Source organism: Streptacidiphilus sp. MAP12-16, from assembly GCF_041262165.1.
Taxonomy (GTDB): Bacteria; Actinomycetota; Actinomycetes; order Streptomycetales; family Streptomycetaceae; genus Streptacidiphilus.
Genome location: NZ_JBGCBY010000002.1, coordinates 166112 through 177873, shown reverse-complemented (window position 1 = coordinate 177873; position 11762 = coordinate 166112). Strand labels below are relative to the sequence as shown.

The window sequence follows — 11762 nt, the reverse complement described above, 5'->3', positions numbered from 1 at the left end:
TCTTCTGGGGGAGCCGAGGGGACAAGGCCCCGCCGCTGTTGCAGTCTGGACGCGGGGGTCGGTACGCGCAGAACGGTACATCCGCGGACAAGGCAAGGAGCGATCGTGAACGCAGTTCCCACCGTCAGGCTGAACAACGGGGTCCAGATCCCCCAGCTCGGCTTTGGCGTCTTCCAGATCAAGCCCGCCGACACGGTGGCGGCCACCCTCGCCGCACTGGAGGTCGGCTACCGCCACATCGACACCGCGGAGATGTACGGAAACGAGAAGGAGGTCGGCCAGGCGGTCCGTGAGTCCGGTCTGGCCCGCGAGGACGTTTTCGTCACCAGCAAGCTCAACAACGGCTTCCACGCCCGCGATGCCGCACTCAAGGCCTTCGACCGGAGCCTGGCCGACTTGGGCTTCGACTACCTGGACCTGTTTCTGGTGCACTGGCCGCTGCCGGGCGTCGGCGATTTCGTCGAGACCTGGAAGGCCATGATCGAGATCTACGGCTCCGGGCGCGCCAAGGCCATCGGCGTGTCCAACTTCCAGACGAACCATCTGCGTCGTCTGCTCCAGGAGACCGAGATCGTTCCAGCCGCCAACCAGATCGAGGTTCATCCCTATCTGACCCAGGACGAGGTGCGTGCCTTCGACGCAGAGCACGGCATCGCCACCGAGGCCTGGTCCCCGATCGCGCAGGGCAAGGTCCTCGACGACCCGGTCATCTCCCGGATCGCCCAGCGACTGAGCCGCTCCACTGCCCAGGTCACCCTGCGCTGGCACCTCCAGCGCGGCGACATCGTGTTCCCCAAGTCGGTCACCCGCTCCCGGATCGAGGAGAACTTCGCGCTGTTCGACTTCGAGTTGACCGACGACGACATGGCCGCCATCTCCGGGCTGAACCGCAACGAGCGCACCGGGCCGGACCCGGACACTTTCAACTACATTCCTTGAGCCACAGGTTGACGTGAGGCCCTGGGTCAGGAACGAACTGCCACAACACGCTGCGCCGCCGCCCGCAGAGCCGGCGGCGGCGCCACGTTCCCGAATCCGCCCCTCGCCAGCCTGGCTCCGCTTCCGCATCGAGCCAGCTGACGTTGCGTCAGCCCCGCTCACCAAGCCAAGCTTCCATCGGCGTCAGAAGCGAGCGGCGCGCACAGCCGATTTCGGGCCGTGACCACGGCGCGGCAACGCGCCACATGAACCTGACTGAGTCCAACGGACTGGTTCGAAGCCATGAAAAAAAGAAGAACGGGGTCGCGCATAACGAGCGGGGTGGGTCAGAGCGTCGAAGGAGTGTGAAGGGGAGCAACGGCGAGGGGACGCGAGTGGGTAAGGGAAGCGCGGCGGACGAGGGGTACCTGGAGTTCTCCGCCGGGCGGATCGGGCATCTCTACCGCTCGGCCTGCCTGCTGACCGGTGGTGACACCCATCTCGCGGAGGACCTGGTCCAGGAGACCCTGGGCCGGATCTTCGTCCGCTGGCGGCACGTATCGGCAGCTGACAATCCCGTTGCGTATGCACAGACGATGCTGGTGCACACATTCCTGTCCTGGCGTCGGCTGCGTCGCAGCAGCGAGCAGCCCATCGCCTCCCCTCCCGAGTCTCCCGGCGACGGCGACGACGACGTGGCCCTGCGCGTGACCCTGCTCGCGGCCTTGGCTCAACTCTCGGCCCGGGACCGGGCAGTACTGGTGCTCCGGTACTGGGAGGACCGGAGCGTCGAGGAGACCGCAGCCGCGCTGCGGCTCAGCCCCGGAGCGATCCGTGCCCACGCGCTCCGCGCGCTCGCCCGGCTACGAGCTCAACTCGGTGACGACCTCTCGATATTCGTCGGGAGCTGATCCCGCGTACACGACCACGCTCTCGACCGACGAGGAAACGGCGGTTTGCCATGGATACAGAGTTTGAAGATCGGATCGGCCAGGCCTTTCGCCGGGCGGGTCAGGGATACGACATCGAGCCCCAACCACTACTCGCCCGCGGTCTGCGCCGTGGACACTCTCTGCGCCGACGGCGCGTCGGATACACCGTGGTCGGTACCGTCGCAGCTCTGGCCCTGGTCGGCGGGGTCCCGGCCCTCTTTTTCGGGAGGACGGACGGCCCGAAGCAGGTCGCCGTCACCACTGGAGGGTCGCCTTCCTTCAGCGGTCAGCAGATCCTCGATCTGCTCAAGCGCGCACTGCCGCCAGGGCAGATCAGCCAGGCGTGGGCCAAGGGGGCGGGTGGCGGCCGACCGGCCGACTTCGGGGTGCAGGCCCATCTGATCTTCGACGACGGCCATGGTGCGGCCTCGCTGGACCTCGGCTCCGCCCCGACGAGTAACGGTAATGTGCTCGCCGCGACTACCTGTTCTCCCGACAACCCCCCTGTTGGTGGGACCTGTGAACAGACCACGCTTGCCGACGGCTCCACTGTGGCCATCGAGAAGATCAGCTACGGTGGCTCAGCAGGCAAGCCGGCTTCGCTCCAGTGGAACGTGAGCCTGGTGACCCGCAAGGGCGAACACCTCTGGCTCGACGAGAACAACTCCACGGTCGGGGGACCCGGCGCCAAGACCACGCGATCGGCCCCGCCGCTCTCGGCGGCGCAACTCACCGCGCTCGTCGAGGACCGCGACTGGTCGCGGCTGTTCGCCGCTCTGCGCACGGCCCGTCCGGACCACCAGCCGTCCCAGGCGCAAGTGCTCGCGACGCTTCGCCAGGTCCTTCCCCCCGGGGTCCATCCCGGAGGGAACAACGCGATGAACCAGGAAGGGTCCGCCGCCGTACCGGTGAATGCCCTCGGTTCGGACCAACTCTCCGTCAATGTCCAGCGCTGGCCGGGCGATGCTCGCAGTGAGATCGCGGCCGCAAACTTCGCGGGTGCGAACAGGCTCGCCGACGGCACCTTGACGGCAGTCGACCACCGGCCCGCCCGCCCCGATGCCGGGATCGCCACCTGGGAGGTCCGGGTACTCCGTCCTGACGGAACCATGGTCTCGCTCACGGAGGAGCAAATGGAGCCGGGCCGCCCCACGGCGGCCGGGCCGACACTGTCCCTGGATCAGCTCAAGGCCATGGCCATGAGCCCGAAGTGGACCGGGTGACCCGGGCTACTGGACCTGCCACACGCTGCACCGCCGCGCTGCCGCACAGGGCGGACCTGCAGAACCGCGTGAGTGCCCCGGCACCGGGGCGCTCAGGCACACGAGTCGGCGTCCCGGCCACACTGCCATGGCGACTGTCAGGGCACTTCAGGCGGTGTCAGCCCCGCCGAACCAACGACCGCCCCAGCACCACGAGCCGAGGGATGAACGGCCGTCGGCGCCGGGCCATCCCCGGGCGTGCGTACGTGCGGAGTGCTTCAGGGGGCTCGCACACTGCTCGCCACCCGCAGCAGTTCGTCCGGCGACAGCGCCGTGTGCTGCGGGTCGTAGCTGACCAGGGTGAAGGTGCTGCGGCCGTCGGTCCACGTGACGGCACGTTCGGAGGCGGTGTCGCAGAGCAGCAGTCCACCGTGGCCGTTGACGGAGGTCGTTGCACTGACGCAGGCGCTCGAGGTGGAGTCCTGGGTGCTCACCGTCCCGGACGGGGAGGGGGAAGCCAGAGGAGGGCACGTGCGCTCGGCCGACGGCCGGCATCCGGCGGCCGGTGCGGTGGCGGCGAGGGTCTGGGTGATGCTCAGGGTCGGCTCGCTGCCGGGCGTCGCGTAGTAGCGCGTCCAGGCGGGCCCGGTCGTGACGGCAGGGTCGAAGGGTCGGGGCTCCCAGGGCGCGCCGCTCGTGGAGAAGACCTGCGGGAGATCCGGCGTCGCTGAGAATCCCGCCGGGAGGTAACCGACGGCGGCAAGCCGGGAAGCGGGGAAAGGCGCGATAGCCGACCCCGTGACAGCCTCCGCGAGCTGTCGGGCTCCGAGCGGCGCCTGGAGCGTGACGCTGATCTGCCGGTCGGCCTCGCCGCACTGATGGCTCGTGTCCGCGATGCCGATCTGCAGGACCACGCCGACACTGCCGGACGTCTCGCGTACCGCAAGGCGCGGCTCCACCTCTTGGCATGGGGCCCACCGCACCGGCGCGGTGAGAGTGCGGCCGTCAGCGCTGACCAGGACTTGACTGAACACTGCCCCGTCATAGGGGTAGTCCCCGCTTGACCTCAGCACGGCGACCGCCGCCACGGACGCGCACAGGACCAGGGCGCACACTGCGTAGCGGGCTCTTCGGAGCCGGGTTGATGGCACTTGCTCGCTCCAAGGTCGTTGATCGGGCCCCTTCGGTTCGGCTCCCCGCGGTTCGCTTCGGTTCCCCCGGCCGCCGGGCTCGCTTCAGCGCGGCTTCGGCGTGCCGGTCTTTGTGGTGCCGCAGGCCAGCACGGCCTTGACGGCGGTCACGCCGGGCCGCGCCGATCACCACCATCCAGCGCATCGGCGGACGAGGGCCAAACTCAGGCACGGCGCGGCTCGTTTCCTAATGGCTTGACGTGGCGGAAGTACTGAGCGGTCTCGTCGGGCGCGAGGACGCGTTCCAGGCGGAGGTCGGCGACCATGTTCGGGAAGAACCTCCCGGCGGGCCAACTCCGTTGGTACGGCGCCTTGTCGAGGACGAGGAGGCGCACTCCGTCGACGACCGGTATGTCGCGCGGTGTCCCCTCGTTCCAGATCCACGAGCCGTCGGGAGCCACCAGGTTGAACGAGCCGACGGTGACAGGTCGGTGTTCCACAGCGACGTTCTTGTCGCGGCAAAGGTCCGCAGCCTTGGCCGTGGGCCCTTGTCCTGGCACGTGTCCGCCATTGATCAGCACGTCACCGAGGAGCGTGTGCAGTTGGAAGTTGTCACCGATGCCCGTCAATCGCAGCGCGTATCCGATGCCGGACTCGCGGTGCAGTGCGACCAGCGGCTCGTCATCGAGTACGAGGAGCGAGTAGTACAGACAGCGGAGCATGTCCGCTCCACCCAGTTCCTTGGTCGCGGCGATCAGGTCGGACCGCTGGTTCTGGTTCAGGGCCCGGCGAACCGGGCTGTGCGAGAGCATCGCCACGGCGGCCCGCTCCCAGTCGTGAAGGTTGGCCCACGCCGCCACGGCCGTGCGCACCCCGGGTGTGGCGTAGCCGCCGAGCCGTTCCACGACGGAGGCGGCCTCGCTGCCGCTCAGAGTGAGCTCCAGGGGGTCCTCGTCCCCGTCACTGACCGCTGCCCACTGTTCGCGGAAGCGCGCGGCGTCGTGAAGCGTGGTCAGCGCAGCAGTCAGCAGCGGCGTGGCGCACGCCACCGGGTCCGCTCCTCGCTCGACGCAGGCGCCGGTCAGCACCGCGAGCATCCCGCGCGGCTCAGGCGGGAACCGCTCGACGAGCGCCGCCAGCCGAGGCCCAGCCGCTACCAGTTCCTTGTCCTTTGCGGTGCGTATCGACCCGAGTACAGCATTGAACGCCGCCTCGCTCCGCGCCGCATCCTGCGCGTCGACGGCCACCGTCAGTGCATCGACGTCTTTAACGAGTGAGGACTTCCGGAAGATCACGGCGGAACCCTAGCGGTCGCGCTGCTTCTCCCGTGCACGGGCCCCTGGGCAAGGTCACATACCCTGAGAGTCCGCCCATGCCTCAGCTCCGGGTTGCCTGAGCCAAGGCATGGGCGCCGGCCTCGGGTGCGCTCCTGGCGTCCCCGGCGTGGTCAGCAGGTCAGGTTGCTGCCTGCGGGCACTCCCAGGATCTGGGTGAACTGCTGGTACAGGGCAACTCGGTCCTGCATCTCGGCAGTGTTGTTGCCATTGCATTCCAGGCTGCCGTTGATGCTGCGGATCGTCTGGCCGAAGCCCGCGCCGTTGACCATGGCGTTGTGCGCGGTCATGGTGCCCGGGCCGTTCTGGGTGTCCCAGTACCAGAGCCCGGTCTTCCAGGCGACAGCCGCGTCTGTCTGTACCGCGTTCGGGTTGTCGAGCAGGTCGATGCCGAGGGCGTCGCCCGCCGCCTTGTAGTTGAAGTTCCAGCTGAGCTGCATCGGACCGCGTCCGTAGTACGCCGACTGGCCCGCGGGGCAGCCGTACGACTGGCTCCGGTCGCAGTACGTCGAGTAGTTCGCGGTGTTCTGCTCGACGATGTAGACCAGGCCGCCGGTCTCATGGCCGACGTTCGCCAGGAAGGCTGCTGCCTCCTGCGCCTGCACGGTGGCGCTGCCGGTCGTCGCGAACCCGGGGTACGCGCTGAGCGCGGCGGTCAGCCCCGCGTACGTGTAGAACGAGTTCCGATTCGGGAACATCTGGTCGAACTGGGCCTGGCTCACTACGAATCCACCCGATGAACCGCCGCCGCCCGTGCCACCAGCACAGGTGTAAGGGTCCCAGTACCAGGTGCTGATCGTCGGGTCGTAACCCGGGTTGTCGTGCGAGGCACGGTACAGATTGCCGTTCGAGTACTGGACGATGTCCCCGGCCACATAGGCATGGCCCGCGACCCAGGCGGGATACGTGCAGCCCGAACCCGTGCCGCCGCCACTGCCGCCGCCACTGCCGCCCGTGCAGGAGCCCTCGTCGGCCCAGACACCCACGGAGCCGCCCGGGGTGTCGCCCTGGGTCCACCATTTCGCCTGCCACTCATGCCCGTTGTACGAGGCGTCCATGCCGCCCGTGTACACCGCACCCGAGCTCCAACTCGCCGAGCAGGTCGTGGCCGACGCGGAGGCGACCGGCAGCGTCACGGCCAGCGCGCCGAAGAGCACCGCGACGGCCATGAGGGCGACGATGCGTAATCTGGACATGGATCACTCCTTTGTACGGCGTGGGGACCGCAACTCGGGGCAGTGGAGGGCTCGGCCGGGCGTGGACTCACCGTCCGGTCGCGGCGACTCGCGTAGGCGATGTCGCGATTGACATGTACCAGAACACAATCCGGACGATTGGTCTATACCAAGCCGGAATCCGAACCGGCGTCCGGTGCGCGGCGACAGCCAGGCCTGCGACTTAGACCGACCGGCAAATGGAGGGCGGCGTCGCGGGCCGATGGCTCTCGCCCAGACGGCTTCTCCTCAGTCGCCAGGGCTCCGCCATGGCTCCTTCGTCGGCACCGCCTGGACTCGGCCCTCGACCCGCTCCTTCTTCCACCCTCCATTTGCCGGTCGGTCTTAGGAGTTCTTGACCAACGGAACGTTAGGGCGGCATTTCCGGCACATGAACGGATCCGACGAGACGAAGCGCGCGCACTGAAGCGTTGTCGGGACACCGTCAGCGTGATCCGAAAAACCGCTATGCTGCTTCCGTCCAAGCGTGCTGCATCCATGACGCCAGGTCGGCTTGTCGCGCCCAGAACCCGGCTGCGTGGCACTGCCGGTCGGCCCATCAAGGCTGCCCTGATTCCGCTGGTCGTTCCACAACCATTCGATCGTTTGAGGACGCTGATGCTTCGTGCTGGATCGCCACCCGGAGGCCGGGGCTTGGCTCCCGTTCTCGTGTGGCTGCTTCCCACGGCAGTGATGGCGGGGGCTGCAGCCACCGCCGCATCGATGGTCGCCCCTGGGGCACGAACGGCGGTCGCCTGGTGCGGTGTTGCGGCGACCGCGCTGGTCGCCGTCGTCGCGGCCGAGGCTGCCAGGCGCGGGCGGGTGCTCGCGGGTCTGCGCAGCAGGACCGCGCAGCAGGAGGCCGACCTGGGGCTCCGTCTGGCCCAACAGGAGGCCCAGATGGTGCAGTTGGCCAAGGCTCTGCTACCCGAGGCGGTGGCACGGCTCCAGCAGGGTGAGTTCGTCGAGGACCTCCTGAAGGAGGCCGAGGCGGGTGCCGGCACGCTCACCCTCACCTCCGAGTTCCTGGCCGCCCGCCACGCGGTGCTGCGCTCGGTGCTGGAGGCCGTCGACGCGGAGGAGGGCATGCGCGAGTCCGCGCAGCGGGCGTTCGTGAACATCGCACGCCGCGTGCAGGCCATCGTCCACCGGCAGGCCCAAGACCTCCGGGAGATGGAGGACCGACACGGGAACGACCCCGCCGTCTTCGACGACCTGCTGCGCCTCGACCACGGCAACGCGCTCGTGGGCCGGCTCGCCGACAGCATCGCCGTCCTCGGGGGCGCCCGTCCTGGTCGGCAGTGGAGCAAGCCGGTTCCGCTGTACAGCGCGCTGCGCGGCGCCGTCTCGCGCATCCTGGACTACCAGCGCGTCGAGCTGCACCCGGTGTCCGAGGTCGCCGTCGTCGGACCTGCCGTCGAACCGTTGATCCACGCGCTTGCCGAGCTGCTCGACAACGCCACCCGCTACTCGCCGCCGCAGACCCGCGTCCACCTCACCGCCGTCGAGGTGCAGACCGGCATCGCCATCGAGATCGAGGACGGCGGCCTGAGCCTGAGCGAGGAGGGTCGGGCCAGGGCCGAGCGGATGCTGAAGGAGGCCCAGGCCGGGATCGACCTCAACGACCTCGGGGAGACGCCGCGGCTCGGTCTGGCCGTAGTCGGGCGCCTCGCGCAGTCGTACGGCTTCCAGGTATCGCTGCGGCCCTCCGCATACGGCGGCGTGCGCGCCGTGCTGATCGTGCCGCAGGACCTGATCACCACGGAGCCCGCGATCGGGCGGGCACATGGCATCGGCGCTTCCTCCGGTCCCCGCCTGGCCGCCCCCGCCGTCCCGGCGGCCGCTCGGTCGGCTGTCGGTCCGCGGCCGCCGGCAGCGGGGAAGGACGAGGATGCGGTGGCGAATGAGCGGGCCTCGAACGGGCTGCCGCAGCGCCGCCGCCACAACGTGGCCGCGGCCGCGCCGACGGGCTCCGTCCGGCCGGGTGCCGTCGCCGCTGCGAAGACCCCCGAGCCGGCCGAGGGGTCGGTGCAGCCCGGCCTGTGGTTGGCCGCCTTCCAGGGCGGTGTGAACGGCCAGGCGCCGAACACCGCTCCAGCCGGTCCCGGAAGTGACGAGTCGTCAGGTAAGGGTGAGCAGTGATTCAGCAGCGGGCCAACATGGACTGGATGCTCAAGGATCTGGCGGACAGCGTCCCGCAGACGCGCCATGTGGTGGTGCTGTCCTCCGACGGCCTGCGCATCGCCCAGTACGGAACCGACACCGACACCGCCGACCGCCTCGCCGCGGCCTGCGCGGGACTGCAGAGCCTGGCGGGCGCGGTCGCGACCGAATTCCCGCACGGCGACGGGCGAATGCGGCTGGTCGTGATCGAGATGGGTGGCGGCTTCTTCTACCTGATGGCGGCCGGTGCTCGGGCCTACCTGGCGGTGCTGGCCGACGAAGGAGTCGACGCCGGGCTGATGGGCCAGCGGATGCGGGATCTGGTGGCTCGCATCGGTGAGCATCTCAGCACGCCTCCGCGCCAGGGCGAGCAGGACGCATGAGTGGAACGGACCAGCAGTGGGACGAGGGCTACCCCGAGCGGCTCTATGTGATCACTCGCGGCCGCAGCGCGTTACGCGGGTCCACCGCATCCGAGCGGGCTGCTCTCGATCTGGTCACCCTCGTGGTCGCCCGCGCGGAGCCGGAACCGTCGATGCAGCCTGAGGATGCCGCGATCCTGCGGATGTGCCGCTCTCCGCTCTCGGTCGCCGAGATCTCCGCCTACTTGGGGCTGCCGATGAGTGTGACCACGGTCCTGCTCGCCGACCTGCTGGCCGACAAGCGGGTGGAGACACGCGCCCCCGTCCCCAAGGCTCTTCTTCCTGACCGTGCCCTGATTGAGGCGGTGATGCATGGACTTCAGAAGCTCTGACACGGCCGTCGGGCCGCGCAGCGAGGACCTACTGCCGTTGTCGGCCACCACCGCGGTCAAGGTGGTGATCGTGGGCGGCTTCGGGGTCGGCAAGACGACCCTGGTCGGTGCCGTAAGCGAGATCCGGCCGCTGACCACCGAAGAGACGATGACTCAGGCCGGGGCCGGCGTGGACGACATCGCCGGGGTCGAGGGCAAGACCGAGACCACAGTGGCCATGGACTTCGGCCGGATCAGTCTCAGCGACGAACTGGTGCTCTACCTCTTCGGCACGCCCGGTCAGCAACGCTTCTGGTTCCTGTGGAACGGCCTGTTCGACGGCGCGCTCGGCGCCGTGGTGCTGGTCGACACCCGCCGCCTTGAAGTCAGCTTCGATGTGATCGGCCGACTGGAGGAAAGCAGCGTGCCTTTCGTGGTCGCCGTCAACACCTTCCCGGAGTCTCCCTCCCACCCCATCGAGGAACTGCGGGCCGCACTGGACCTGCCCGACCAGGTGCCGATCGTGGCGTGTGACGCCCGCAGGCGCGAGTCCAGCCGGGACGTCCTGATGTCGCTGATGCGGTACCTCTACTCCCTCACCATGACCCCGCCGGAGAGACTGTGACCACCCCTCCACCTGCTGACGAAGCTCTCACTCCGCCGCCGGGTTGCCCTGCGCACGGCCTCGGCCCCGACGGCGTTCGCCGGCTGTACGGGCCGGAGGCCGAGGCAGATCCGAAGGGTCTGTACGAGAAGCTGCGCGCCGAGCACGGCGCGGTGGCGCCCGTCCTGCTGCACGGTGACCTGCCGGCCTGGCTGGTCCTGGGGCATCGGGAGAACCTGGACGTCGCTCGCACCCCCTCGCGGTTCTCCCGGGACTCCCGCCGCTGGACCGCGTTCCAGCAGAACCAGGTCTCGCCGGACTCGCCGCTGATGCCGATGGTTGCCTGGCAGCCCCTGTGCGTGTTCGCGGACGGCGAGGAGCACAAGCGGCTCCGCGGGGCCGTCACCGACAGCCTGGAGCTCTTTGACCGCCGTGGCCTCCGACGCCATGTCACCCGCTTCACCGACCAGCTGATCGACAACTTCGCCGCAGCCGGGACGGCCGACCTGGTCAGCCAGTTCGCGGAGCACCTGCCCATGCTCGTCATGACGCAGTTGCTGGGGATGCCCGAGGAGTACGGCCCCCGCCTGGTCGAGGCCGCCCGCGACCTGATGAAGGGCACCGAGACCGCCATCGCCAGCAACGACTTCGTCGTGGCGACCATGCGCCAGCTGGTGGAGCGCAAGCGCGCCGCGCCCGGTTCCGATCTGCCGTCGTGGCTGTTGCAGGCCGGACTCACCGACGACGAGGTGCTGGAGCATCTGCGGCTCATCCTCGTTGCCGCGAACGAGACCACCGTCAATCTGATCGCGGACACGCTGAGGATGGTGCTCACCGATCGCCGGTTCCGCGCGAATCTGTCCGGTGGGCACATGACCCTTCCCGATGCCCTGGACCAGGTGCTGTGGGATTCGCCGCCGCTCTCGGCGGTCCCGGGTCGATGGGCCACCGGCGACACCGAACTCGCCGGCCGCACGATCAAGGCGGGCGACATGCTGCTGCTCGGCCTGGCGGCGGGCAATGTCGACCCGCAGATCCGCCCAGACCTGACCGAGCCCCTGTACGGCAATCGCTCCCATCTTGCGTTCAGCAGCGGCCCGCACGAGTGCCCCGGCCAGGATGTCGGACGGGCCATCGCCGAAGCCGGCATCGACACGCTGCTGATGCGGCTCCCCGATCTGCAGTTGGCCGTCGAGGAGGACCAGTTGCGCTGGACCTCCGCGTGGCTGTCCCGTCATCTCGCTGAACTGCCAGTCGAGTTCACTCCGCGTCGGCCAAAGCCGAAGGGGATGTCAGCAGTTGCCGGTGTCTCCCACCAGGATCCGGTTCGGCCGCCCCGGCCGGAGTACGTCACGGCCGTCGAGCAGGTCGGCTCCCAACCCCGACGGCCCTGGTGGAACGCGCTCACGGCGAGGCTGCGGCGGCGGAAGTCCCCCACCTGATCGTCGCGCGGCCGCGGCTCCGGGGACGTGAGGCGTGTGACGCAACAGCTCGCCATTCCAGGCAGATTGAGCGCTGCTAGCTGACCGAGG

The 11762-nt window shown here is 69.1% G+C and carries 11 protein-coding genes; 8 read left to right on the top strand and 3 right to left on the bottom strand.

The features are described 5' to 3' along the window. The first annotated feature begins 105 nt into the window (after positions 1 to 105). From ABIA33_RS02825 to ABIA33_RS02815, 3 genes are all read left to right on the top strand, one after another. On the top strand, positions 106 to 939 hold the full coding sequence (locus tag ABIA33_RS02825) for an aldo/keto reductase (protein WP_370076522.1): 834 nt from the start codon (positions 106 to 108) through the stop codon (positions 937 to 939). Positions 940 to 1313: 374 nt separating this feature from the next. After that, positions 1314 to 1829 carry a SigE family RNA polymerase sigma factor gene (locus tag ABIA33_RS02820; protein ID WP_370076520.1) on the top strand — a complete coding sequence of 172 codons (516 nt, stop codon included), beginning with the start codon at positions 1314 to 1316 and terminating at the stop codon, positions 1827 to 1829. A gap of 50 nt (positions 1830 to 1879) precedes the next feature. After that, positions 1880 to 3073 carry a hypothetical protein gene (locus ABIA33_RS02815; protein ID WP_370076518.1) on the top strand — a complete coding sequence of 398 codons (1194 nt, stop codon included), beginning with the start codon at positions 1880 to 1882 and terminating at the stop codon, positions 3071 to 3073. A 257-nt stretch (positions 3074 to 3330) separates the two neighbouring features. On the opposite strand, the gene ABIA33_RS02810 is transcribed toward ABIA33_RS02815, so the two are convergent. From ABIA33_RS02810 to ABIA33_RS02800, 3 genes are all read right to left on the bottom strand, one after another. Further along, on the bottom strand, positions 3331 to 4011 hold the full coding sequence (locus tag ABIA33_RS02810; RefSeq protein ID WP_370076516.1) for a hypothetical protein: 681 nt from the start codon (positions 4009 to 4011) through the stop codon (positions 3331 to 3333). Positions 4012 to 4406: 395 nt separating this feature from the next. After that, positions 4407 to 5477, bottom strand: a complete 1071-nt coding sequence (locus ABIA33_RS02805) for a hypothetical protein (protein WP_370076514.1) — start codon at positions 5475 to 5477, stop codon at positions 4407 to 4409. A gap of 152 nt (positions 5478 to 5629) precedes the next feature. Beyond that, complete coding sequence (locus tag ABIA33_RS02800) at positions 5630 to 6712, bottom strand: glycoside hydrolase family 19 protein (protein WP_370076512.1); 1083 nt, start codon at positions 6710 to 6712, stop codon at positions 5630 to 5632. 636 nt (positions 6713 to 7348) lie between these two features. Between ABIA33_RS02800 and ABIA33_RS02795 the strand changes: the two genes are divergently transcribed. The 5 genes from ABIA33_RS02795 to ABIA33_RS02775 are packed head-to-tail and all read left to right on the top strand — an operon-like array spanning position 7349 to position 11672. Continuing rightward, the gene (locus ABIA33_RS02795) at positions 7349 to 8872 is read left to right on the top strand and encodes a sensor histidine kinase (RefSeq protein WP_370076510.1); all 1524 of its coding nucleotides are present in this window, start codon (positions 7349 to 7351) and stop codon (positions 8870 to 8872) included. Beyond that, the gene (locus tag ABIA33_RS02790) at positions 8869 to 9276 is read left to right on the top strand and encodes a roadblock/LC7 domain-containing protein (RefSeq protein WP_370076508.1); all 408 of its coding nucleotides are present in this window, start codon (positions 8869 to 8871) and stop codon (positions 9274 to 9276) included. Before ABIA33_RS02795 ends, ABIA33_RS02790 begins: the two co-directional genes overlap by 4 nt. Further along, positions 9273 to 9647 carry a DUF742 domain-containing protein gene (locus tag ABIA33_RS02785; protein ID WP_370076506.1) on the top strand — a complete coding sequence of 125 codons (375 nt, stop codon included), beginning with the start codon at positions 9273 to 9275 and terminating at the stop codon, positions 9645 to 9647. Before ABIA33_RS02790 ends, ABIA33_RS02785 begins: the two co-directional genes overlap by 4 nt. Beyond that, entirely contained in the window at positions 9628 to 10251 is a 624-nt protein-coding gene (locus ABIA33_RS02780) for an ATP/GTP-binding protein (protein WP_370076504.1), read from the top strand. The genes ABIA33_RS02785 and ABIA33_RS02780 overlap by 20 nt, the downstream gene beginning before the upstream one ends. Further along, positions 10248 to 11672 (top strand): cytochrome P450, encoded by a 1425-nt coding sequence (locus ABIA33_RS02775; protein ID WP_370076502.1) that lies wholly within the window; start codon positions 10248 to 10250, stop codon positions 11670 to 11672. The genes ABIA33_RS02780 and ABIA33_RS02775 overlap by 4 nt, the downstream gene beginning before the upstream one ends. Positions 11673 to 11762 lie beyond the last annotated feature (90 nt).

Coding starts and splice junctions, on each gene's coding strand:
- ABIA33_RS02815 (WP_370076518.1), top strand. CDS start 1,880: ATGGATACAGAGTTTGAAGATCGGATCGGCCAGGCCTTTCGCCGGGCG.
- ABIA33_RS02800 (WP_370076512.1), bottom strand. CDS start 6,712: ATGTCCAGATTACGCATCGTCGCCCTCATGGCCGTCGCGGTGCTCTTC.
- ABIA33_RS02795 (WP_370076510.1), top strand. CDS start 7,349: ATGCTTCGTGCTGGATCGCCACCCGGAGGCCGGGGCTTGGCTCCCGTT.
- ABIA33_RS02785 (WP_370076506.1), top strand. CDS start 9,273: ATGAGTGGAACGGACCAGCAGTGGGACGAGGGCTACCCCGAGCGGCTC.
- ABIA33_RS02780 (WP_370076504.1), top strand. CDS start 9,628: ATGGACTTCAGAAGCTCTGACACGGCCGTCGGGCCGCGCAGCGAGGAC.